At 63.2% G+C, this 21,448-nt stretch carries 23 protein-coding genes; 10 read left to right on the top strand and 13 right to left on the bottom strand.

Features of this window, described 5'->3' with window-relative positions:
* Position 1 precedes the first annotated feature (1 nt).
* Positions 2 to 394, top strand: a complete 393-nt coding sequence (locus tag FHW92_RS13125) for a dihydroneopterin aldolase (protein WP_168603724.1) — start codon at positions 2 to 4, stop codon at positions 392 to 394.
* A 218-nt stretch (positions 395 to 612) separates the two neighbouring features.
* On the opposite strand, the gene FHW92_RS13120 is transcribed toward FHW92_RS13125, so the two are convergent.
* Positions 613 to 1,479, bottom strand: a complete 867-nt coding sequence (locus FHW92_RS13120; protein WP_168603723.1) for a LysR family transcriptional regulator — start codon at positions 1,477 to 1,479, stop codon at positions 613 to 615.
* A 269-nt stretch (positions 1,480 to 1,748) separates the two neighbouring features.
* Between FHW92_RS13120 and FHW92_RS13115 the strand changes: the two genes are divergently transcribed.
* Together FHW92_RS13115 and FHW92_RS13110 are read left to right on the top strand one after the other, a co-directional pair.
* On the top strand, positions 1,749 to 2,453 hold the full coding sequence (locus FHW92_RS13115) for a CoA transferase subunit A (protein WP_168603722.1): 705 nt from the start codon (positions 1,749 to 1,751) through the stop codon (positions 2,451 to 2,453).
* A 5-nt stretch (positions 2,454 to 2,458) separates the two neighbouring features.
* The gene (locus tag FHW92_RS13110) at positions 2,459 to 3,094 is read left to right on the top strand and encodes a CoA transferase subunit B (RefSeq protein ID WP_168603721.1); all 636 of its coding nucleotides are present in this window, start codon (positions 2,459 to 2,461) and stop codon (positions 3,092 to 3,094) included.
* A 58-nt stretch (positions 3,095 to 3,152) separates the two neighbouring features.
* Here the strand turns inward: FHW92_RS13110 and FHW92_RS13105 are convergent, their stop codons facing one another.
* The 7 genes from FHW92_RS13105 to ligK all read right to left on the bottom strand — a co-directional run bounded on the left by FHW92_RS13105 (position 3,153) and on the right by ligK (position 11,524).
* The gene (locus FHW92_RS13105) at positions 3,153 to 4,754 is read right to left on the bottom strand and encodes a DHA2 family efflux MFS transporter permease subunit (RefSeq protein WP_168603720.1); all 1,602 of its coding nucleotides are present in this window, start codon (positions 4,752 to 4,754) and stop codon (positions 3,153 to 3,155) included.
* Positions 4,755 to 4,765: 11 nt separating this feature from the next.
* The gene (locus FHW92_RS13100; protein WP_246870150.1) at positions 4,766 to 5,962 is read right to left on the bottom strand and encodes an efflux RND transporter periplasmic adaptor subunit; all 1,197 of its coding nucleotides are present in this window, start codon (positions 5,960 to 5,962) and stop codon (positions 4,766 to 4,768) included.
* Between the two features lie 5 nt (positions 5,963 to 5,967).
* Positions 5,968 to 7,398 carry an efflux transporter outer membrane subunit gene (locus tag FHW92_RS13095; RefSeq protein WP_246870149.1) on the bottom strand — a complete coding sequence of 477 codons (1,431 nt, stop codon included), beginning with the start codon at positions 7,396 to 7,398 and terminating at the stop codon, positions 5,968 to 5,970.
* Positions 7,399 to 7,618: 220 nt separating this feature from the next.
* Complete coding sequence (locus tag FHW92_RS13090) at positions 7,619 to 8,548, bottom strand: LysR family transcriptional regulator (protein ID WP_168603718.1); 930 nt, start codon at positions 8,546 to 8,548, stop codon at positions 7,619 to 7,621.
* 67 nt (positions 8,549 to 8,615) lie between these two features.
* Positions 8,616 to 9,494 (bottom strand): amidohydrolase family protein, encoded by an 879-nt coding sequence (locus FHW92_RS13085; RefSeq protein ID WP_168603717.1) that lies wholly within the window; start codon positions 9,492 to 9,494, stop codon positions 8,616 to 8,618.
* 13 nt (positions 9,495 to 9,507) lie between these two features.
* On the bottom strand, positions 9,508 to 10,569 hold the full coding sequence (locus FHW92_RS13080; RefSeq protein WP_282599745.1) for a 4-oxalomesaconate tautomerase: 1,062 nt from the start codon (positions 10,567 to 10,569) through the stop codon (positions 9,508 to 9,510).
* Between the two features lie 280 nt (positions 10,570 to 10,849).
* Positions 10,850 to 11,524 carry a 4-carboxy-4-hydroxy-2-oxoadipate aldolase/oxaloacetate decarboxylase gene (ligK, locus tag FHW92_RS13075; protein ID WP_168603716.1) on the bottom strand — a complete coding sequence of 225 codons (675 nt, stop codon included), beginning with the start codon at positions 11,522 to 11,524 and terminating at the stop codon, positions 10,850 to 10,852.
* 114 nt (positions 11,525 to 11,638) lie between these two features.
* Here ligK and FHW92_RS13070 point away from each other — a divergent pair, with 114 nt between their 5' ends.
* The 7 genes from FHW92_RS13070 (at position 11,639) to FHW92_RS13040 (ending at position 18,408) form a co-directional block, all read left to right on the top strand.
* Positions 11,639 to 12,802, top strand: a complete 1,164-nt coding sequence (locus FHW92_RS13070; RefSeq protein ID WP_168603715.1) for a LysR family transcriptional regulator — start codon at positions 11,639 to 11,641, stop codon at positions 12,800 to 12,802.
* 110 nt (positions 12,803 to 12,912) lie between these two features.
* Entirely contained in the window at positions 12,913 to 13,752 is an 840-nt protein-coding gene (locus FHW92_RS13065; protein WP_168603714.1) for an NAD(P)-dependent oxidoreductase, read from the top strand.
* Between the two features lie 6 nt (positions 13,753 to 13,758).
* Positions 13,759 to 14,784 carry an amidohydrolase family protein gene (locus tag FHW92_RS13060; protein ID WP_168603713.1) on the top strand — a complete coding sequence of 342 codons (1,026 nt, stop codon included), beginning with the start codon at positions 13,759 to 13,761 and terminating at the stop codon, positions 14,782 to 14,784.
* Between the two features lie 57 nt (positions 14,785 to 14,841).
* On the top strand, positions 14,842 to 15,288 hold the full coding sequence (gene ligA / locus FHW92_RS13055; protein ID WP_168603712.1) for a protocatechuate 4,5-dioxygenase subunit alpha: 447 nt from the start codon (positions 14,842 to 14,844) through the stop codon (positions 15,286 to 15,288).
* An 11-nt stretch (positions 15,289 to 15,299) separates the two neighbouring features.
* Positions 15,300 to 16,142 (top strand): class III extradiol dioxygenase subunit beta, encoded by an 843-nt coding sequence (locus tag FHW92_RS13050; protein WP_168603711.1) that lies wholly within the window; start codon positions 15,300 to 15,302, stop codon positions 16,140 to 16,142.
* 59 nt (positions 16,143 to 16,201) lie between these two features.
* The gene (locus tag FHW92_RS13045; RefSeq protein WP_168603710.1) at positions 16,202 to 17,152 is read left to right on the top strand and encodes a Gfo/Idh/MocA family oxidoreductase; all 951 of its coding nucleotides are present in this window, start codon (positions 16,202 to 16,204) and stop codon (positions 17,150 to 17,152) included.
* 263 nt (positions 17,153 to 17,415) lie between these two features.
* Entirely contained in the window at positions 17,416 to 18,408 is a 993-nt protein-coding gene (locus tag FHW92_RS13040; RefSeq protein ID WP_168603709.1) for an aldo/keto reductase, read from the top strand.
* Between the two features lie 37 nt (positions 18,409 to 18,445).
* Here the strand turns inward: FHW92_RS13040 and FHW92_RS13035 are convergent, their stop codons facing one another.
* The 5 genes from FHW92_RS13035 to FHW92_RS13015 all read right to left on the bottom strand — a co-directional run bounded on the left by FHW92_RS13035 (position 18,446) and on the right by FHW92_RS13015 (position 21,368).
* A complete protein-coding gene (locus FHW92_RS13035; RefSeq protein WP_168603708.1) occupies positions 18,446 to 18,874 on the bottom strand; it encodes a Fur family transcriptional regulator in 429 nt (142 codons plus the stop codon).
* A gap of 115 nt (positions 18,875 to 18,989) precedes the next feature.
* Positions 18,990 to 19,433, bottom strand: a complete 444-nt coding sequence (locus FHW92_RS13030) for a MucR family transcriptional regulator (RefSeq protein WP_168603707.1) — start codon at positions 19,431 to 19,433, stop codon at positions 18,990 to 18,992.
* Between the two features lie 172 nt (positions 19,434 to 19,605).
* Positions 19,606 to 20,082 carry a GNAT family N-acetyltransferase gene (locus tag FHW92_RS13025; RefSeq protein WP_246870148.1) on the bottom strand — a complete coding sequence of 159 codons (477 nt, stop codon included), beginning with the start codon at positions 20,080 to 20,082 and terminating at the stop codon, positions 19,606 to 19,608.
* Positions 20,083 to 20,103: 21 nt separating this feature from the next.
* A complete protein-coding gene (tsaB, locus tag FHW92_RS13020; RefSeq protein ID WP_349237684.1) occupies positions 20,104 to 20,796 on the bottom strand; it encodes a tRNA (adenosine(37)-N6)-threonylcarbamoyltransferase complex dimerization subunit type 1 TsaB in 693 nt (230 codons plus the stop codon).
* A complete protein-coding gene (locus tag FHW92_RS13015) occupies positions 20,793 to 21,368 on the bottom strand; it encodes a NifU family protein (RefSeq protein ID WP_168603706.1) in 576 nt (191 codons plus the stop codon). The genes tsaB and FHW92_RS13015 overlap by 4 nt, the downstream gene beginning before the upstream one ends.
* Positions 21,369 to 21,448: the final 80 nt, after the last annotated feature.

Raw genomic sequence — 21,448 nt, 5'->3', positions numbered from 1 at the left:
TATGGATAGTGTGATCTCTCTGCGCCCCGCGCCTGTTGCGGGCTATGAGGTGGCCGAAACGGTGGTGCGCCTGTCGGGTTTCGAGGTGATGGCGGCAGTCGGCGTCAATCATGGCGAAATCGGGCGGCGCCAACCGCTGGTCATCTTCGCCGAACTGGGCCTTGGTGTGGGCGCCATCGAGCGGCTGGAGCAAACCGTCGATTATCGCGACATCGGCGCGGCGGCCGAGTGTCTGGCGCGCACCCACATCGATCTGATCGAGAGCTTTGCCCGGCAATTGGGTGAGGCTTGTCTGGGGATGGGGTCGGTTTTGTGGGCGCGTGTGCGGATTGATAAGCCTGAGGCGGTTGATAATGGGATGGCCTCGGTGTCGGTGATGGTGCGGGCGGTTTAATCGCGGATTTTATGCCTCCGGCGGGTTAAGGGCGGGGGCCCTTAACAATCCCAATACTGTCTTTGTTGCGCCATGGGTTCGGCCTTGCGCAAGTTTGCCGCGTCGCAGGCTATAAAGCCGCTTTGCGGATTAGCGCATGTCGGCCATGTTGCGCGCACCCATTAACGGGATTGCAAAGGGACAAGTCCCTTTGCCCGCCGGGGCCAATCTTCCTCCTTCTACCGAGGATCAATCCGCAACCCCGCCGCCCTCCTGAACAACTCCAGCACCAGCGGATCGCTCTCCTCGGCCCGGATCGCGGCCTGAAACTCGATCCCGCGTTTTGGCCGGGGCCACACTTCCTGCAGTCGCCCGTCTGCGACCGCCTCGCGCGTCATGGTTTCGGGCAGCAGGGCCATGCCTTGCCCCGCCGCGATGATGTCGATCAGCATCCGGGCATTGTTACAGGTGCGGATCGCGGGCAGGGCATCGCCCGAGAGGGTTTCGAGCATGACCTGATGAAGCGGCGACTGGCGGGGCAGAGACCAGAGCGGGGGCGTCGCGCCCTCGCGCATAGCCGTCGCCGTGGTGGGTGAGGCCAGCCATTGCAGCGCCACCCCGCCGATCGAGGCGGTTTGCAGCCCCGGACTGGCCACCGGGCCGGCCAGAAACACCAGGTCGCTCGTTGCGCCCAGCAGATCCTGCAGCAATTGTGCGGTCAGGCTTATCGTGATGTCCAGCGTCACAGCGGGCATGTCATGCTCGATCTCGGCCACGAAACCCGGCAGGCAGGAGGCCGCCGCGATCTCGCCGGTGCCGATGCGCACGACGCCGCGCGCGCCCGCCAGATTGTCCGCCGCCAGCGTCCGTTCCAGCGCCGCCCAGAGCGGTTCGGTATCGCGCACCAATTGCCGCCCGCGCACCGTCAGCAGCATCCGCCGCCCCTCGCGCCGGAACAGGGGATAGCCGATCTGCGCCTCCAATTCGCGTACGCGGGCCGAGATGGTGGGCTGGGTGGTGTTCAGTCTCTCCGCCGCCGCTGCAAAGGTGCCGAGGCGCGCGATCCAGAGCAGGGTTTCAAGGTGATAGAGGGCGATGCGGTTCAATTTATGCCTCCGGCGGGTTAAGGGCGGGGGCCCTTAACAATCCCGATACTGGGGATGGAAATTGAAGTCACCCAACGCCGACCCCATGGCGCCACCCCATTAACGGGATTGCAAAGGGCCCCCGCCCTTAACCCGCCGGAGGCACCTTTCTCTGCACATTCCAATACATCACCACTACCTATCAATAACCCAAAAAAACTATCATTAGAACACATCATTTTCCTTCGATACAGTCACCCCTATATCAATCCCGAGAGAGAGGGAGCTGTATGGCGAGCAAGGTTTATCCCAGCGCAGAGGCTGCGCTGGAAGGGGTGTTGCGCGATGGTTTGCTGATTGCCAGCGGGGGCTTTGGCCTTTGCGGCATTCCGGAGCGTTTGCTGGATGCGATTCAGGCCAGCGGGGTCAAGGATCTGACCTTTGCCAGCAACAATGCGGGCATCGACAATGAGGGCATCGGCAAGTTGCTGCGCACGCGGCAGGTGAAGAAGATGATTTCGTCCTATGTGGGCGAAAACAAGGAGTTCGAGCGTCAGTATCTGGCGGGCGAGCTTGAAGTGGAATTTACGCCTCAGGGCACTTTGGCCGAGCGTCTGCGCGCGGGCGGGGCGGGCATTCCGGGCTTTTACACCAAGACGGGCGTTGGCACGCTGGTGGCCGAGGGCAAGGAAACCAAGATCTTTGACGGCCAGGAATATGTGCTGGAGCAGGGCATTTTCGCTGACCTCGCCATTGTGAAGGGCTGGAAGGCCGACACGACGGGCAATGTGATCTTCCGCAAGACGGCGCGCAATTTTAACGTGCCCGCCGCCACCGCCGGCAAGATCACCGTGGTCGAAGTTGAGGAGATCGTCGAGCCGGGGCAGCTTGATCCCGATGCGATCCATCTGCCTGGCGTCTATGTTCAGCGCATTGTGCTGGGCAGCTATGACAAGAAGATCGAATTCCGCACCACCCGTCCGAAGGAGGCCTGAGCAACATGGCTTGGAACCGCAATGAAATGGCCGCCCGCGCCGCGCGTGAGCTTCAGGACGGCTTTTATGTGAACCTTGGCATCGGCATCCCGACGCTGGTGGCCAATTACGTGCCCGAGGGGTTGACCGTGACGCTGCAGAGCGAAAACGGCATGCTGGGCATCGGCCCGTTCCCCTATGAGGGTGAGGAAGATGCCGACCTCATCAACGCGGGCAAGCAGACGATCAGCGAGCTGCCCCATTCGGCCTATTTCGACAGCGCGCAGAGCTTTGCCATGATCCGCGGCGGCCATATCGACCTGACCGTCCTTGGCGCGATGGAAGTGTCCGAGGGCGGCGACATTGCCAACTGGATGATCCCGGGCAAGATGATCAAGGGCATGGGCGGCGCGATGGATCTGGTCGCGGGCGTCAAGAAGATCATCGTGGTGATGGAGCATTGCGCCAAGGATGGCAGCCCCAAGTTCATCCCCGCCTGCACGCTGCCGCTGACGGGGCGCAATGTTGTGGACATGATCGTGACCGATCTGGCCGTCTTTGCCCGGCCCGATCACAACAGCCCGTTCAAGCTGGTCGAACTGGCCCCCGGCGTTACGGCCGAGGAAGTGCGCGAAAAGACCAGCGCGCATTACGTCGAATAAGACGCTTTCAAACGCCATAAAAAAAGGCCGGGATGGATCAACCGTCCCGGCCTTTTCTTTAATCTACTACCACCGCGCCGCCTTGCGGAGGAGCCGGTTTGCGCGTGCACCAGAGCAGCGCCAGCATGGCAATGCAGCCCATGCCCGCAAACCAGAAAATGTCGAGCGAGGAGAGCAGATAGGACTGGTTCACCATTTGCCCGGTCAGCGCGCCGGTGGCCTGTGTCTTGCTCATGCCAATGGTCTGGAGATGGTCCATCGCCTGAACATAGGCCGGATTGCCCGGATTGGCGGCCTCGGCCAGACGGCTCTGATGCAGCACTTCGCGCCGGTCCCAGAAGGTCGTGGTGATCGAGGCGGCAAAGGCGCCTCCGGTGATACGGGCAAAGTTTGAAATGCCCGTGGCCGAAGGGATGCGATGCGGCCCCAGCCGGTCAAACGACAGCGTGGTCATCGACATGAAGAACGTGCCCATCGCCGTGCCCTGAACGATCGAGGGCAGGACGAAATGCCAAAGGTCGGTATCGGGGGCAAAGCCGGTGCGCATCATATAGGACACCGCAAAGGCCAGCAGCGCATAGGTGGCGACATAACGCAGATCGAGCGTACCCGCCGCCCGTGCCACCAAAGGCGCCAGCAAAAAAGCCACCATGCCCGCAGGCGCCGACACCAGCCCCGCCCATGTCGCGGTATAGCCCTGTTGGGTCTGCAGCCAGAGCGGCATCAGCAGGTTGCTGGCAAAGAAGAAGCCATAGCCCAGACAGAAGCACAGCGTGCCGATGGCGAAATTGCGGCTCTTGAACAAGGTGAGGTCGACCGCCGGGTGCTCCTCGGTCAATTCCCAGATCAGCCAGGCAAAGAAGCCAAGGACCGCCACCACCGACAGCGCGCAGATGAAGGTGGAATTGAACCAGTCCTCATCCTTGCCAAGGTCGAGCACGACCTGAAGCGAGCCGACCCACAGGATCAACAGCGCCACCCCGCCCCAGTCGAAGGGCAGCTTGACCGGCGGCGTATTATAGGCCCGCATCCGCGCCATCAGCACACCCACGGTGATGAAACCCACCGGTACGTTGATAAGGAAGATCCAGCCCCAGTGATAATTGTCGGAAATATAACCGCCAAGGATCGGCCCCAGCACCGGCCCGACCAGCGCGGTCATCGACCAGATCGACAGGCCAACGGTGCGCTTTTCGGGCGGGAAAATTGCCAGCAGCAGCGCCTGGCTGCCCGGAATCATCGGACCCGAAACCGCGCCCTGCAACAGGCGGAACACGATCAGCGAAGGCAGCGACCAGGCAATCCCGCAAAGGAACGAGGCCAGCGTGAAGAGCGCCACCGAGGCGATGAACGTGTTCACCACGCCAAAGCGCCGCATCAGCCACCCGGTCAGCGGCACGGTCACGCCATTGGCCACGGCAAAGGCGGTAATTACCCATGTCGCCGTGCTGCTCGCCTCGCCCAGATTGCCCGAGATCGTGTTGAGCGCAACATTGGCGATGGTGGAATCCAGCACCTGCATAAAGGTGCCCAGCGCAAGGGCGAAGGCCGCCGAAAACAGCGCCGCGCCATGCAGCGGCGGGGGCGTTGCGGGCGAGGGGCTGTTATCCTCAACCGCGAATTCGCTCGCGTCCAGATCTTGCGAGGGAGATTGGCTCATGACCTCTGCCTTCAGCGGCCGGCGTTGGCCGCGATGATCCGGCGGATGCGCGCCTCGATCTCGGGGCTGACGGTATCGACGGGTTCACTGGCCTGCGCGGCGGCGGGGATCGCGGTCACAGGCTGTCCGGTGCCCTGCGAAGTGTCGACCTTCACCGTCACCGACAGGCCGAGGCGCAGCGGGTGTGCGTCCAGTTCCTTGGGGTCAAGCGCGATGCGCACCGGCACACGCTGGACCACCTTGATCCAGTTGCCGCTGGCATTCTGCGCGGGCAGCAGCGCGAAGGCCGCGCCCGAACCAGCCGAAAGGCCGATGACCTTGCCGTGGAACACCACCTTCTTGCCATAGGCGTCGGAATGCAGCGTGGCCGATTGTCCGATGCGCAGATTGGCCAGCTGCGTCTCGCGGAAATTGGCGTCCACCCAGACCTTGCGCAGCGGCACCACCGACATCAGCGGTGCGCCGGGCGCCACCTGCTGGCCCACCTGCGCGGCGCGCTGGGCCACCACGCCATCGACGGGCGAGGAAAGATGCATATGTGAGCGCACGATGGCCGCGCGCTTGACCGCCGCGATCGCGGCCAGAACCGCCGGATTGCCCGCCACATCGGTGCCGCCCACTGTGCTTTCCGCGTCCGCTCGATGGCTGCGCGCCAGATCCAGATTGGCCTGGGCCATGCGCACGGCCTCGCCGGCATGGGCGACTTCTTCGGCGGAAATGGCGCCCGAGGAGACAGCCTTTTCGCGGCGCGTCAGATCGCTCCTGGCGGCGGCAAGGCGAACCTCGGCCTGCGCGATTTCGGCATCGGCAGTGCCCACCTTGGTAAAGCCCGAGCGCACCGTGCGCGCCGCGCGGGCCAGTTCGGCCTCGGCCGCGGCCAGTTGCGCATCCGCCAGCGCCGGATCGAGATCGACCAGCGGCTGGCCCGCCTTCACGCCCTGCGTGCTTTCGGCATGGACCGCAATGACGGTGCCGGGATCGCGCGCGGTGATCTGCGTGACATTGCCCGCGACATAGGCGTCATCGGTTTCCTCGTTGGCCGCGCTCATCATCGTATAGACACCGTAACCGGCAAGGCCGACCAGAGCCGCTACGCCCAGCATCAAAAGGCCTTTGCGGCGGGCGGCGTTCTTGGCCGGGGGAGGGCTGTAGCTGTCGGCCATGGCGGAGGTATTGTCCTTGTCAAAAGAATGGTTTTGCTGGTTCATGGCGATTACTTTCCGGCCGGGGCGAGGGCGCCCGCCTGCTGATCGGGGATCGGGGCAAACCCGCCGCCCAGCGCGATCAGCAACTGAATGCGTTTGACGGCCCCATCGGCGGCCAGATCGACCTGCGCCTGACGCGCGGCGAGCAGGCGTTCGCCCGCGCTCAGCACGTCCAGATTGGTCGAGAGGCCTGATTGCAGCCGCACCTTGTCGAGCGAAACGGTTTTTTCCAGCCCGGCGAGGATCTCGGCCTGCTGGCGCGCATCCGCCCGGTTGGTGTCTACGCCCGAAAGCGCATCGGCCGCCTCACGCACCGCGCCCACCACCGCCTTGTTATACTGGGCAATGGCAATGTCGGCGCCTGCCACAGCCTGCCGATATTGCGCGCGGATCGCCCCGCCCGAAAAGATCGGCAGATGGATGGCGGGGCCAAACCCGCCCGTCAGTGCGCTGCCGGTGAACAGCGAGCCGATGCCCAGCGCCTGCGCGCCCACAAAAGCCCGCAGATTGACGTTGGGATAGAAATCGGTCTTGGCGATCTTCTCGCCCGCCATCGCCAGTTTGACCTGTTCGCGCGCGGCCAGCAGATCGGCCCGGCGCGCCAGCAGATCTGCGGGCAGGGTTTCGGGAACGGGCAGCGCCTTGTCCGGCGCCAGCGTCGGCGCGGTCAGCCCGGCGCTGTAATCAGGCCCGCGCCCGACCAGAGCGGCCAGCGCATGAACGGCCAGCGCTCTTGCGCCCAGCGCGCGGGTCAGCGCCTGTTCGGCCTCAGACTGCAGGGTGCGCGCGCTGGCGATGTCGAATTCATTGCCAAGGCCCGCATCGCGCCGCCCCGTCACGATCCGCAGCGAGGCCGAGCGCGAGGCGACGAATTCACGCGCGATCCGGGCCTGTTCCTCGGCGCGGGCGAAATTGACATAGGCCTGCGCGACATTGCCCGCCAGCGCCACGCGGGCGGCGGCCAATTGCAGCTCGTTGGCGTGGGTATAGACCTTGGCGGCCAGCACCAGTTCCTTTTGCCGTCCGGCCAGATCAAGCGACCAGTCCAGATTGGCCTGCGCATTGGAAATCCACGTCCACGATCCGCCCAGCGGCGCGGGATAGATATAGCGGTTCGACAGGCGCTGATCCATCGCCGAGGCATCGGCAGAGACCTGCGGCAACAGGCCTGAACGCGCCGAGGCGATCAACTGGCCCGCCATGCGCAGCCTTGCGGCGGCCTCGTCCAGCGAAGGATTGCCCGCCAGCGCATCGGCCATGATGCGGTCAAGCTGGGGGTCGCCCAGCGCCTGCCACCAGTCGGCGGCCACCGGCACAGGCGCCGTATTGGTCAACCCCAGGTCGGCGGCCTCGCGGGGTCTAAACTGCGGCCTGTCATGGGGCAGGGCGGCGCAACCGGCCAGCATCGGCCCGGCCAGCAGGGAGACAGTCAAAGCCATGGCCATCTTTGCCGATGCCCGCGGCTTTGTAAGGGATTGAGTCATGGGTAGCTTTCGTTCCTCTTCCTGACGGATTTCCGGGGGCCGACAGGAAGTTTTGCAAGGGCGGGCCAGAGGCAACCCGTCCTGATACTGACAATTGTGTTATAGTGCAGCGCAGCGTCAAGGATTATCCGCCCCGGCGGCATAATAGTGTTTCCCAATTGACTATAATGACCACTCAATCTTTGTATCCATTGGCCCATTTCGGCAGGGTCAGATGCGGGCGCAGAAAATCCAGCAGCGCGCGCACCCGCGCGGGGCGCGCCCGGCCCGGCGGCGTGATCAGATAGAGCGGGCCGGGCGGCGTGCTCCAATCCGGCAGCAATTCGATCAGGCGGCCCGCGCGGACATGATCCCACACGAAATATTCCGCCATCAGCCCGATGCCCACCCCCGCCACCAGCGCAGGCACCAGCGCATCGGCATGGTTGGCGCGATAGCGGCCATTGACGCGCACGGTCACAGGATCCTCGTCGCCTCGGGCGAATTGCCATTCGTGGCTGTTGGCGATGTGGCTGGGTAAGACGGCGGGATAGCGGGTCAGATCATGCGGCGTGCGGGGCGTCCCCAGCCGCTCGAGCAATTCGGGCGCCCCCACGAGCGGGCGGCGCAGCGAGGACAGGCGAAGCGCGCGCAGGCTGGCGGAATCGCCGTCGAGCCCTACCTGAATGGCCGCATCGAACCCTTCGGCCACCAGATCGACCCGGTTTTCGGTCAGCACCAGATCGACCTCGATCTCCGGATTGGCCTTGAGGAACTCCGGCAGCACCGGCGCGATCACTTCAACGCCCAAAGCGCTGATCGTGGCGATGCGCACAAGGCCGCGCGGGATGGCGGCTTCGTCCAGAATATCGGCCTCGATTGCCGCGCCGTCGATCAGAATGCGCGCTGCCCGCTCCAGCGCAAGGCGGCCCGTTTCGGTCAGCGACAATTTGCGCGTGGTGCGGTGGAAGAGGCTGGCGCGCATCCTGTGTTCCAGCCTTGTTACGGCCTTGGACACGGTCGTCTTGGCAAGGCCCAACTGCTCGCCCGCGCGGCTGAAACTGCCGCATTCGGCCACTTTGGCAAAGATGGCCCATGCTTCGAGATCGGGGAGCGAATGCGGCATGGCGGCCTTTTGCCCCATGCGCGCAGGAAGGGGAAGGGGGCTGTACGCCCGCCTTCCCCTCAAGGCATCAGAGTTCTTCGGGCCAGTAAAGCCGCATCGGATTGGTAACGAGCAGTTTTTGCTGAAGCTCGGCGGTGGGCGCGATGCGCGGGATCATGTCGACGATATGGCCATCGTCGGGGATCGCCTTTTCCATGTTCGGATGCGGCCAATCGGTGCCCCAGATGCAGCGGTCCGAATAATCGGCCACCAGCGGCGCGACGGCGCGGGCGAAATTGTCCCAAGGATCGCCTGCGGCCAGATCGAGGCGATCAGGGCAGGTCGGCTTGAACCAGATGTCGGGGCGGCTGTCGAGCAGGCTGCGGAAAGCCTTCATGTCGGCGCCATCGGGGCCTTGGGTCACATCGGGACGGCCCATGTGATCGACCACCACCAGACGCGGCAGGGCGGCGATGAAGGGGCGCATCTCTTCAAGGATATCGGCCTCGAAATAGATGACGATGTGCCAGTCCTTGGGCAGGCGATGGGCCACTTCAAGGAACTTGTCCTTGGGCGCGTCATCGACCAGACGCTTGAGAAAGTTGAAGCGGATGCCGCGCATCCCGCCTTCGTGGAGAGCCGCGATTTCCTCGTCGCTGATCGCCGGATCGACCACGGCCACGCCGCGCGCTTTCCCGCCCGACACCGCGATGCCGTTGAGCGTAGCGGCATTGTTGGTGCCGTGGCACGAGGCCTGAACGATCACATTGCGCGAAAAGCCCAGATGATCGCGCAGGGCGAACAGCTTGTCCGGGCCGGCGTCTTCGGGCAGATATTTCGCCTTGGGGCTGAAGGGGAAGTCGGCCATTGGGCCAAACACATGGCAATGCGCATCAATCGCGCCCGGCGGCGGGGTATAGGTCGGCTTGGACGGATTGCCGTGCCAGCTGGTGATACGTTCAGACATTGATCTCTCCTGATTATCCGAAAACGGTGCCGTCCATCAGCTTGCGCGCGGTGCGCAGCAGGGCAGCGGTCTTCACATCGCCCGCTTCATCGGTTTCCAGCACGCAGGTCATCTCGCCGGTGGGATGCTCGACCGACAGGGTCTTGCGCGCACCTTCGGGGATCTGCGCCACCTCGGCGGCGGGCGAGCCCTTGAGCAGGCAGGCCGTGGCCACGGACACCGCGCCCAGAACGCCGATCGTGGCATGGGCGCGATGGGGGATGAAGCTGCGCACCGTGACCGCGCCGCCGTTCTTGGGCGGGGCCACCAGCATCATCTTGGGGACGGATTTTTCCTTCACATCGCCAAGATTCATTCGCTCCCCCACAGCCAGACGGATCGCCTCGATCTTCGCTTTCAGCTCGGTGTGGGCGTCCAGCCGGTCGCGGTCCTCATAGCCGGTGATGCCGACATCTTCAGCCTTGAACACAACGCAGGGCATCCCGTTGTCTATCAGCGTGACGCGCACGCCATTGACCTCGTCCACTGCATTGCCGGTGGGCAGCAGCGCGCCGCAGGAGGAACCGGCCGTGTCACGAAATTCCAGCGGGACGGGAGCATGGCTGCCGGGAACGCCGTCGATTTTCGCCTCGCCCTTATATGACACCACGCCGCCCGGCGTCTGGACCGTGGCGACGGCCACCTGCCCGGTGTTTTCCATGAAGATCGCCACGCGGGTTTCTTCGCCCGTAGCTTGGATCAGCCCGCGTTCAATCGCAAAGGGGCCGACACCGGCCAGAATATTGCCGCAATTCTGCGCGTCGGTCACAATCGCCTGATCGACGAAAACCTGCAAAAACAGATAGTCCACGTCAATGCCGGGACGCTCGGATTTGCTGACCACGGCCACTTTGCTGGTCAGCGGATCAGCGCCGCCCATGCCGTCGATCTGCACCGGATCGGGCGAACCCATCACGCCCAGCAAAAACGCATCGCGCGTGGCGGTGTCCGCAGGCAGGTCGGATTTCAGGAAATAGCCGCCCTTGCTGGTGCCGCCGCGCATCCACATACAGGGGGAGGAGAGGTTGGTGGGCATGGGAATGGTTCCTAATAGATAAGGAAGAAATGCGAGGGTCTAGACCCTCGCGCTCCCGTTACTGTCTTTGCTGCGCTTCGGGTTGGGCGTTTGGGTGTCGGACGCGGCGTTTGGTAATGAAAGTCTGCGGCGCCAATCAGCGCAACGCCGCCGCGCCGCAGGCTTTAACAATGGCCTCGTCCAAAAATGCCTCTTAGCAAACGAGGCGCATCCCCATTAACGGGATTGCCAAGGGACGAGTCCCTTGGCCCGCCGGAGGCACTTTATTAAGCACCCAAAGTCAAACGTACTTCAACCCTTCCTTCTCCAACCGCTCGCGCATGTTGTAGATGTCGAGCCCCAGCACCCCGGCGGCCAGCTTCTCGCGCTTGGCGGCCTCGTTGGCCTCGCGGGCCTGCGCGGCCTTGAGCACTTCGGCGGCTTCCTCGCGGCGCACGACGCAGACGCCATCGTCATCGGCCACGATCACGTCGCCCGCGTTGACCAGTTGGTTGGCGCAGATGATGGGGACGTTGACGCTGCCCAGCGTGTTCTTGACGGTGCCTTGGGCATAGACGGCCTTGGACCAGACGGGGAAGTTCATGTCGGTCAGGTCGCGCACGTCGCGCACGCCTGCATCAATGACCAGACCGCGACAGCCGCGCGCCTGCGCGCTGGTGGCCAGAAGGTCGCCGAAATAGCCGTCTTCGCAAGGCGAGGTGGGGGCAAGGACGAGGATGTCGCCTTCTTTCAGCTGTTCGATGGCGACATGGACCATCCAGTTGTCGCCGGGGGCGGCGCTGATCGTCACGGCGCTGCCCGCGATGCGCGCGCGGGGATAGATCGGGCGCATGTAGCTGGCCAGCAGGCCCTTGCGGCCCTGCGCTTCGTGAACGGTGGCAACGCCGCAGGCGGCGAGGCCGTCGATGACATCAAGGGGTGCGCGCTCGATGTTCTGGACGACGATGGAAGACATGAAGATCCTCTCTGGATGGTCGATAGGTTGGCTGGCATGCGACATGCGCCGGGGCGCCGTCACGCTCCAATGCGAAGTTGTCTAAGGTCATAAGTTTCTGCTAAATGTGCGAGCATGATCGAAAATGGAATCGGGGATCGCCCGCTTAATATCCGCCATTTTGCCGCGCTGGCCGCGACCGTGCGCCATGGCAGTCTGACGCGCGCCGCCCGCGCGGTAAACCTGACCCAGCCAGCTCTGACCCAGGCCATCGCTGGTCTTGAGGCGAGCCTTGGCGTGACCCTGTTTGAACGCAGCGCGCAAGGTATGACGGCCACCGAACCGGCGCTGCTGATGGCCCCGCGCGCCGAGGCTGCGATTGACCATATCGGCAGCCCGCGTGTCACCGGAACTCAGCTTCGCGCGCTGCTCGCGCTGGCCCGCGCGGGCAGCTATGCCGGGGCGGCCGAGGCGACTGGCCTGTCCTCGGCCAGCCTTCACCGCGCGGTGGCCGATCTGCAGGTAGCGCTGGGCCAAAGGCTGGTGGACCGGCGCGGGCAGCATGTCGCGCTGACCCCCACCGGGCAGCGGCGCGCGCGCGGATTTGGCCTTGCCATGGCCGAATTGCGCGCGGGCCTGGCCGAGGTGGCTACATGGCAGGGCAAGGCGGCCGGGCGCATCATCGTGGGTGCGATGCCTTTGTCGCGCGCGCGTTGGTTGCCCGAGGCGATCAGCCGGTTTGCCCGCGAATATCCCGGTGTGGGCGTGATGGTGGTCGAAGGGAGCCATGGCGAATTGTCCGGCCCGCTGCGCGATGGCGAAATCGACCTGATGCTGGGCGCCCTGCGCGAAGGGGCCGAGGCCGAAGGGCTGGCGGGCGAGGCTGTGTTCGCCGATACGCCGGTGCTGGTGATGCGCAAGGGCCATCCGTTGGAGTCTGTGGCCGAGCCGGGGGCGGAACTGGCGGATTATCCGTGGATATTGCCGGGTTCCGAAACACCGCTGCGCCGCCATTGGCAGACGATGCTGCGCGCGCTGGGGGCCGAGCCGCCGCGCGTGGCCATCGAATGCGGGTCGGTGATGACGATCCGGCAATTGCTGCTCGACAGCGACAGCCTGACCCTGCTCAGCCGGTCGCAGGTAGCGGTCGAGCTGGACGCGGGCGTGTTGACCGCGCGCGATCTCGTTTCGGGCTTTACGCGCAGCATCGGGATCACCACGCGGGCGGGCTGGCGGCCGACCGCAACACAGGAGGCCTTTGTGGCGATGCTGCGCGAATGCGGAGCCGGCCAAAGCTGAACGATGGGCAAAGCTGACGGGCTTTGTAAAAACTTATGGTGGCGGATGCCTTTCGATTGGTGCGCGCGCGAGGCTTGGCGGCATGGCTGTTGCAATAAGGAGATTCGTTCGTGTCACATACTATATTCCTGATCGGCTATGGCGAGGCAGGCTCCACCTTTGCCCGCGCGGGCGGCTGGGGTGAGGCAGCGGACGGGGCGGGCGGCAATGCGCGCGCCGGTGTGTGGGATGTGCGCCCCGAAAGGCTGGCGCTGGCCGCGCAGGACGGGCTGATGGTGGCGCGCGATGCGCAGGAGGCTCTGGCCGGGCGTGCGATGGTCCTCTCGCTGGTGACGGCCGACAGCGCGTTGCCCGCCGCACAGGGCTATGCCGCATTCCTGCCCAAGGGCGCAATCTGGGCCGACTGCAATTCCGTGGCGCCGGGCACCAAGCGCGAAGCCGCCGCCGCAATCGAAGCGGCTGGCGGCTGCTATGTCGACGTCGCGGTGCTGGCCCCGGTCGATCCGGCGCGGTTGAATGTGCCGCTGCTGCTGGCCGGGCGTGAGGCGGGGCGGGCCGAAGCCATGCTGCGCGAGGCCGGTTTCAATAATATCCGCATCGTGGGCGATGAAGTGGGCCGGGCATCCGCGATCAAGATGATCCGCAGCGTGATGGTCAAGGGCATCGAGGCGCTGACCGCCGAAATGATGCTGGCCGCGCAGGAAGCTGGGGTGGTCGATGAGGTGCTCTCCAGTCTGGACGCCAGCGAGAAGGCTTGGCCCTGGGCCAAACGTGCGGCCTATAACATCGAGCGGATGGTGACGCATGGCGTGCGCCGCGCCGCCGAGATGGAGGAATCGGCCAAGACCCTGACCGGGCTTGGCATCGAGCCGATGATGACCAACGGCACCGTTCTGCGCCAGCGCGACATGGCGGGCCGTAAAGAGAGATTGATCGAGGGAAAGGAGTAAACCCCCGTGAGCCTGATTATTGACTGTCATGGCCACTACACCGTTCTGCCCAAGGGGCATGACGCGTGGCGTGAGGAACAGAAGGCCGCCTTCAAGGCCGGCGTTGCTGCTCCGGCCTATCCGAAGATCAGCGACGATGAAATCCGTGAGACGATTGAGGCCAACCAGCTTCGCCTCATCAAGGAACGCGGCGCGGACCTGACCATCTTTTCGCCCCGCGCCAGCGCGATGGCCCCGCATGTCGGCGATCAGAGCGTGGCCGTTCCCTGGGCGCAGGCCTGCAATGATCTGATCGGGCGCGTGGTGGATCTGTTCCCGGGCGTGTTCGAGCCTGTCTGCATGTTGCCGCAATCGCCTGAGGCGGATCTGACCAACTCGATCAAGGAGCTGGAGCGCTGCGTCAACGAGATGGGCTTTATCGGCTGCAACCTGAATCCCGATCCGGGCGGCGGCCATTTCAAGCATCCGCCGCTGACCGACGAATACTGGTTCCCCTTCTATGAGAAGATGGTCGAACTTGACGTTCCGGCGATGATCCACGTTTCGGGTTCGTGCAACCCGGCGATGCATGCCACGGGCGGCTATTACATCGCGGCCGACACGATTGCCTTCATGCAATTGCTCGAAGGCGATCTGTTCAGCCGCTTCCCCACGCTGCGCTTCATCATCCCGCATGGTGGCGGCGCGGTGCCTTATCACTGGGGTCGTTATCGGGGCCTTGCCGACATGCTGAAAAAGCCGTCGCTCGACACCCATCTGATGAACAACATCTTTTTCGACACCTGCGTCTATCATCAGCCCGGCATCAACCTGCTGGCCGATGTGATCGACAACAAGAACATCCTGTTCGGGTCGGAAATGGTGGGCGCGGTGCGCGGGATCGATCCCACCACCGGTTTCTATTTCGACGACACCAAGCGGTATGTCGATGCGCTGGATATTTCGGATGCCGAACGCCACGCCATCTTCGAGGGCAATGCCCGCCGTGTGTTCCCGCGTCTGGACGCCAAGCTGAAGGCGCGCGGCCTGTAATCAACGACCTGCCCCGTCCGGCAGCAACCGGGCGGGGACGGGTTTGGGAGAATGAAGATGGCTGAGAACCCCACACAGAATATTCACGAATATCTGGCCGAATTCGAAGATATTCCCGGCACCCGCGTCTATACCGCGCAACGTGCGCGCCGTGGCTATTGGATCAACCAGTTTGCCATGAGCATGATGAAGCCGGAAAACCGCGAGCGTTTCAAGAAGGACGAGCGCGCCTATCTGGACGAATGGGATATTTCCGAGGAAGGCAAGCAGGCGCTCCTGCGCCGTGATTACAACGCGCTGCTCGATCTGGGCGGCAACGTCTATTACCTGTCGAAGCTGTTTTCGGCCGACGGCATTCCCTTTGCCGAGGCATGCAGCACGATGACCGACATGACCTGGCCCGAATATCGCCAGATGATGCTGGATGGCGGGCGCAAGCCCGAGGGCAACCGCTCGATCCGCGAAAATCTTGCCGCCGCCGCCGCGGCCGCTCAAAAAAACTAAGGGGAGAGAAGATGGCCAAGATTACCGCCGGTGTCGGCTCCAGCCACGTGCCCCTGTTGGGCGTGGCCGTGGATCAGGGCAAGGAAAAGGACGATTATTTCGGCCCGATCTTCCGTGGCTATGACTGGACGCGCGAATGGGAAAAGGCTGAAAAGCCCGATGTCGTCGTGCTGGTCTATAATGACCATGCCAGCTATTTCGACATGAACATCGTGCCCACTTTCGCCATCGGTTGCGGCGAGCGTTTCGGCATTTGCGACGAGGGCTGGGGCCCGCGCCCGGTGCCCGAGGTCGAAGGTCATCCCGATCTGGCATGGCATATCGCCCAGAGCCTGATTCTCGACGATTTCGACATGACCATCTTCAACAAGCTGGATGTCGATCACGGCCTGACCGTGCCGCTCTCGATGATGTTCGGTCAGCCTGAAAAGTGGCCCTGCAAGGTTATTCCCTTTGCTGTCAACGTCGTGACCTATCCGGTGCCCTCGGGCAACCGTTGCTGGGCGATCGGCGAGGCGATCAAGAAGGCGGTCGAGAGCTTCCCCGAAGATCTCAACGTCCAGATCTGGGGCACGGGCGGCATGAGCCACCAGCTTCAGGGACCGCGCGCGGGCCTGCTCAACCGCGAATGGGACAACAAGTTCCTCGACATGCTGGAAAGCGACAATGACGATGTGCGCCATATCCCGCATATCGAATACCTGCGCGAAACCGGCAGCGAAGGCATTGAAATGGTGATGTGGCTGATCATGCGCGGCGCGATGGGCAAGAAGGTGAAAACCCTTCACCGCCATTACCATATCCCGTGCAGCAATACGGCCATCGGCCATATCGTGCTGGAACCTGCCGAGTAATTCCCGATGCCGGGGGGCTGCATGGCGCTCCGGCCATTCCTATCACGGAGTATCCTCTCATGCGTATTGCCCTTGCCGGCGCCGGCGCCTTTGGCGAAAAGCACCTCGATGGCCTGAAGAACATCGACGGCGTTGAAATCACCTCGATCATCAGCCGCACCGGCGAACAGGCCGCTGCGGTTGCCGCCAAGTATGGCGCCAAGCACAGCTCGACCGAACTGGATGATGCGCTGGCCCGTGATGATGTGGACGCGGTGATCCTTTGCACCCCCACCCAGATGCACGCCGCGCAGGCCATCGCCTGCATGAAGGCGGGCAAGCATGTGCAGGTCGAAATCCCGCTGGCCGACAGCTGGGCCGATGCGCAGGAAGTGCTCAAGGTTTCGCAGGAAACCGGCAAGACCTGCATGGTGGGCCACACGCGCCGCTTTAACCCCAGCCACCAGTATGTGCATAACAAGATCACGGCGGGCGAGTTCAACATCCAGCAGATGGATGTGCAGACCTACTTCTTCCGCCGCAGCAACATGAACGCCAAGGGCGAGCCGCGTTCCTGGACGGATCACCTGCTCTGGCACCATGCCGCGCATACGGTTGACCTGTTCGCCTATCAGGCGGGCAAGATCGTCGCCGCCAATGCCATCGAAGGTCCCTATCATCCCACGCTGGGCATCGCGATGGATATGTCGATCCAGCTCAAGGCCGAGTCGGGCGCGATCTGCACCCTCTCGCTGTCCTTCAACAATGACGGCCCGCTGGGCACCTTCTTCCGCTATATCGGCGACACCGCCACCTATATCGCGCGCTATGACGATCTGGTCGACGGCCGCGAAAACGCCATCGACGTGTCGAAGGTCGATGTGTCGATGAACGGCATCGAATTGCAGGACCGCGAATTCATTGCCGCTATCCGCGAAGGCCGCGAGCCGAACTCGTCGGTGGGCAAGGTGCTCGATTGCTATCGCGTGCTGGGTGAGTTGGAAGTGCAGTTGAATGCGATGAAGAAGTAAGTGGAATGATGCGAGGGACTCGTCCCTCGCGCTCCCGTTACTGTCTTCGTTGCGTTTATGGTTCGGCCTTACGTGTCGGACGCGGCGTTGAAATGTAAAAGCCTGCGGCGCTATCGAGTGTAACCTCGCCGCGTCGCAGGCTTTTATCATATCATGTCATTTCCAATGCCGTCCCTTCGACAAACCCGGTAATGGGATTGCAAAGGGACGAGTCCCTTTGCCCGCCGGAGGCATAAAACCCGCCATTGAATAAGGATCCCCCAATGCCCATCACCCGCAAACTTGGTGGCAAGGATGTGAACCCCATCGGCCTTGGCTGCATGAATGTCAGCTGGGCCTATGCCGCGCCGCCGCCGCCCGAAGAGTCCGCCAAGCTGCTGCATCTGGCGCTCGATCTGGGCTATGGCCATCTCGACACAGCCCGACTTTATGGCGGCGGCAAGAATGAGGAACTGATCGGCGAAACCCTGAAGGGGCGGCGCAAGGAATTCTTTCTGGCCAGCAAGATGGGCCTGATTGCCGATGGTCAGCGCCGCTATGTCGATTGCAAGCCCGAGACGATCAAGGCCGAGGTGGAAAAGAGCCTGAAGGCGCTCCAGACCGACCATATCGACCTCTATTACATGCACCGCCGTGATTTTACCGTTCCCATCGAGGAGAGCGCGGGCGCGATGGGCGACCTGATCGCAGCCGGCAAGATCGGCGGCTATGGCCTGTCGGAAATGAGCGCGGACACGTTGCGCAAAGCTCATGCCGTCTGCCCCGTCACCGCCGTTCAGACCGAATACTCGCTTTGGACCCGCAACCCCGAACTGGGGGTACTGCAGGCCTGCGGTGAGCTGGGCGTGGCGCTGGTGGCGTTCAGCCCGCTGGCGCGCGGGGTGCTGGCCAATGGGATGCGCGAGCCCTCGGCGCTGGAGGACAAGGATCTGCGCCGCACGCATCCGCGCTTCAATGGCGAAAACTGGCCCAAGAACCTCGCGCTGGTCGATGCGTTCAACGCCATTGCCGGGCGGGAAGGGGTATCGCCTGCGCAATTGTCGCTGGCATGGGTGCTTTCGCGGGGCGATCATGTGCATGTGATCCCCGGCACGACCAACCCCGATCACCTGCGCGAGAATATCCAGCGCCCTGACTGGCGCCCTTCGCAGGCCACGCTGGCCGAGCTGGACGGGCTGATCAACCAGCACACCGTTTCCGGCCCGCGCTATCCCGCCGCGATGCAGGCGACCATGGATACCGAGGAATTTGTCTGAATAAAGAAAGGGCGGGGATTGGACCCCGCCCTTTTCTTCACTTTTTGGTTTCGCGTTCCAGCTTGACCCCGAACAGTTCGAGCCGGTGGTCGACCAGACGATAGCCCAGCCTCTCGGCAATCTGACGCTGCAGTGCTTCCAGCTCGGGATCGACGAATTCGATCACATGCCCGGTTTCCACATCGATCAGATGGTCATGATGCGCCTCGGGCGCGGCCTCATAGCGGGCGCGGCCATCGCCGAAATCGTGGCGGTCCAGAATGCCCGCTTCTTCGAACAGGCGCACCGTGCGATAGACCGTGGCAATCGAAATGCCCGGATCGACCGCCGTTGCGCGCGCGTGCAGCTGGTCTACATCGGGGTGATCGTCGCTCTCCGACAGCACTTTGGCGATCACGCGGCGTTGCTCGGTGATGCGCAGGCCGCGCTGCTGGCAAAGGGTTTCGATGTCGATTTGCTGATGCACTGAGGGTCCGTGTCTTTAAAAAGGTTTGCCCTACCGACTATGGAGCCGGCAGGGCAAAACTTCAACCTGCTATGCGGTGATAAACGGTGGCAAAACCCCCGTATCGCCGGTCGCCTCAGGCAGCAGCCTTGGGCTTGCGGCCGCGCTTCACGCTGGGCTTGCGGCCCAAGCCGATCGACTTGGCCAGTTCGCGGCGCTTTTCGGCATAGTTGGGGGCAACCATCGGATAGTCGGCGGGCAGGTTCCAGCGCGCGCGATACTGTTCCGGGGTCAGATTGTAGTGAGTCGCCAGGTGGCGCTTGAGCATCTTGAGCTTCTTGCCGTCTTCAAGGCACACAATGTGATCGGGCTTGACCGAAGCGCGGATCGAGACAGCCGGTTCGGGCGGCGTTTCCACCGGAGCCGAAGGTTGACCAAGACCCGACAGGGCATTGAAAACATTGGTGATGAGGGCGGTAACTTCCTCAACGCTGACGCTGTTGTTGCTGACATGCGCGGCAACAATGTCCGACGTCAGGGTGATGAGGGTTTCCTTGGAATCGACTTCGATCGTGCTCATGGGATGTAGCCTTCTCTTTTGCTTGTGACCCGATTGTCTGTTTTTGTTTGTTTTGTTTATGCAGCTCCATCCCAGCTGCACCAGGCTCTATTGCGACGATTTCAAGAATTATTCAAGATGCAGAATTAGAAAATTTGAACATACATTGGAATGATGCCTTTTTTCGGCTCAATCAGTTGTTCTGTTCATCTGCGGGAAAGGAAAATGTGACCGCATCAATCCTCTCGCCATCGGCGCAACGGTAATACTTAGGTCGAAGGCCCACCGGAGCGAAGCCTGTGGCGCGATAAAGAGTTTCGGCCGGATTGCCGCGCCGCATTTCAAGCATCACCTTGCGGACGCCCGATCTTTTCATGTCATCTAATGCTCTGACTAATAATCTGGCGCCAAGGCCGCGACGGCGCCACTGGGGCGAAACAGCAAAAAGCAGCAGTTCGGCCTCATCGAAAATCTGCCGGACCAGCGCAAAACCGGCCGCATCCTCGCCTTCCTCCGGCGCGGCGCCATGGGGCGCGATCAGCCAGTAATGCGTGTTGCCGATCGCCAGCGCGCTTTCGATCTGCATTCGGTTCCACGCCTCGCCCCAAAACGGTTCAAAGGCGGCGTCCATGACCTCCATGATGCGGTCAACATCGTCTTTGGGCATCATGGTTTTAGCAAATCCTGCGAATCAGGCGGCGGAGACGGCGGGCGTATCGGGCAGGCGCCCGCCCGGAAGGCGGGCATCAGGCGCGCGGCCGTAAAGCGGGGTGAGATCGTGGGAGAAATGGGCCGGGTTCAACCCCGCCACCGCGCGCGCATCGGGCCACAGTGCCAGCGCCAGTCCGTCCGCGCCGCCCGCCGCCTGCCGCCCGGCCAGCAGCGCTTCGGCCTGGCTGCCCGCGATCAGCGCCTCGCCATGAGCTATCGCGGCCTCCGGGTGCTGCGAGAGAAGATCGTCCAAGGCGCGCCCTTGGGCATCAAAACTTTGCGTGAACCATTCCCCATGGCCGCCGGTGGTGGCCACGCGCACCGGGCCACGCTCACGCAAAAGCGCCATGGACGCGATCAGCGCCAAAGTGGGATAGCCGTAAACCGGCGCGTTCCACGCCAGCCCCAGCGCCCGCGCGGCGGCAAGGCCGATACGCAATCCGGTAAAACTGCCCGGCCCGCGACCCACAGCAATCGCTCCGGCCCGCCCACGTTCGGGCAAGGCGGCGATCATCGGCACCAGCGCTTCGGCATGGCCGCGCCCCAATTGCCGGTATTCGCCCGCCACGAGCCCGCCATCCTGAAACAACGCCACAGAGCAGGCCTCGGTCGTGCATTCAATGGCCAGCCAGCGCCCAATGCGCGGATCAGGCCCCGACACTGCCAGGCTCACGCCGCGCGAACCTCGGTCACCTCGGGCACGTAATATTTGATCAGGCTTTCGATCCCATTCTTCAGCGTGGCCGAGGATGAGGGGCAGCCCGAACAGGCGCCCTGCATCTGCAGGAACACCACGCCATCGCGGAAACCGCGATAGGCCACATCGCCGCCGTCATTGGCAACGGCGGGGCGAATGCGGGTTTCGATCAGATCCTTGATCTGGTCGATGATGTCGGCATCCTCTTCGCGGTCGCCGGGGAAGTCCTCCTCAGCCGGGACGGCGATGCCGGCGGCGGTTCCGGCGGCAAACAGGGGAGCCTCGGAAATGAAATGATCGAGCAGCATGGCCACGACCTGCGGCTTCAGATCACTCCACCCCGCGCCATGCCCGGCGGTGACCGAGATGAAGTCGCGGCCGAAGAACACGCCCGTGACGTCGCCAAGGCTGAACAGCGCAGCGGCCAGCGGCGAGGCTTCGGCCTGTTCCTCATCGATAAATTCGCGGGTTCCAGCCACCATGACCTGCCGCCCGGGCAGGAACTTGAGCGTGGCGGGATTGGGCGTGGTTTCCGTCTCGATAAACATGCGCGCTGATTTAGGAGCGTTGGCCGGTATCGACAAGGGTGGAAAAGCCATTTGTCAGGCAAATGTTGCAGTTTTGACGA

Source organism: Novosphingobium sp. SG707 (assembly GCF_012275515.1).
GTDB lineage: Bacteria > Pseudomonadota > Alphaproteobacteria > Sphingomonadales > Sphingomonadaceae > Novosphingobium.
This window is presented reverse-complemented; position numbering and strand designations above follow the sequence as displayed.

Bases quoted from the DNA above. Each gene is read 5' to 3' on its own strand.
- FHW92_RS13125 (WP_168603724.1), top strand. From the start codon at position 2: ATGGATAGTGTGATCTCTCTGCGCCCCGCGCCTGTTGCGGGCTATGAG.
- FHW92_RS13115 (WP_168603722.1), top strand. From the start codon at position 1,749: ATGGCGAGCAAGGTTTATCCCAGCGCAGAGGCTGCGCTGGAAGGGGTG.
- FHW92_RS13110 (WP_168603721.1), top strand. From the start codon at position 2,459: ATGGCTTGGAACCGCAATGAAATGGCCGCCCGCGCCGCGCGTGAGCTT.
- FHW92_RS13105 (WP_168603720.1), bottom strand. From the start codon at position 4,754: ATGAGCCAATCTCCCTCGCAAGATCTGGACGCGAGCGAATTCGCGGTT.
- FHW92_RS13100 (WP_246870150.1), bottom strand. From the start codon at position 5,962: ATGAACCAGCAAAACCATTCTTTTGACAAGGACAATACCTCCGCCATG.
- FHW92_RS13095 (WP_246870149.1), bottom strand. From the start codon at position 7,398: ATGGCTTTGACTGTCTCCCTGCTGGCCGGGCCGATGCTGGCCGGTTGC.
- FHW92_RS13090 (WP_168603718.1), bottom strand. From the start codon at position 8,548: ATGCCGCATTCGCTCCCCGATCTCGAAGCATGGGCCATCTTTGCCAAA.
- FHW92_RS13085 (WP_168603717.1), bottom strand. From the start codon at position 9,494: ATGTCTGAACGTATCACCAGCTGGCACGGCAATCCGTCCAAGCCGACC.
- FHW92_RS13080 (WP_282599745.1), bottom strand. From the start codon at position 10,569: ATGCCCACCAACCTCTCCTCCCCCTGTATGTGGATGCGCGGCGGCACC.
- ligK (WP_168603716.1), bottom strand. From the start codon at position 11,524: ATGTCTTCCATCGTCGTCCAGAACATCGAGCGCGCACCCCTTGATGTC.
- FHW92_RS13070 (WP_168603715.1), top strand. From the start codon at position 11,639: ATGATCGAAAATGGAATCGGGGATCGCCCGCTTAATATCCGCCATTTT.
- ligA (WP_168603712.1), top strand. From the start codon at position 14,842: ATGGCTGAGAACCCCACACAGAATATTCACGAATATCTGGCCGAATTC.
- FHW92_RS13050 (WP_168603711.1), top strand. From the start codon at position 15,300: ATGGCCAAGATTACCGCCGGTGTCGGCTCCAGCCACGTGCCCCTGTTG.
- FHW92_RS13045 (WP_168603710.1), top strand. From the start codon at position 16,202: ATGCGTATTGCCCTTGCCGGCGCCGGCGCCTTTGGCGAAAAGCACCTC.
- FHW92_RS13040 (WP_168603709.1), top strand. From the start codon at position 17,416: ATGCCCATCACCCGCAAACTTGGTGGCAAGGATGTGAACCCCATCGGC.
- FHW92_RS13030 (WP_168603707.1), bottom strand. From the start codon at position 19,433: ATGAGCACGATCGAAGTCGATTCCAAGGAAACCCTCATCACCCTGACG.
- FHW92_RS13025 (WP_246870148.1), bottom strand. From the start codon at position 20,082: ATGATGCCCAAAGACGATGTTGACCGCATCATGGAGGTCATGGACGCC.
- FHW92_RS13015 (WP_168603706.1), bottom strand. From the start codon at position 21,368: ATGTTTATCGAGACGGAAACCACGCCCAATCCCGCCACGCTCAAGTTC.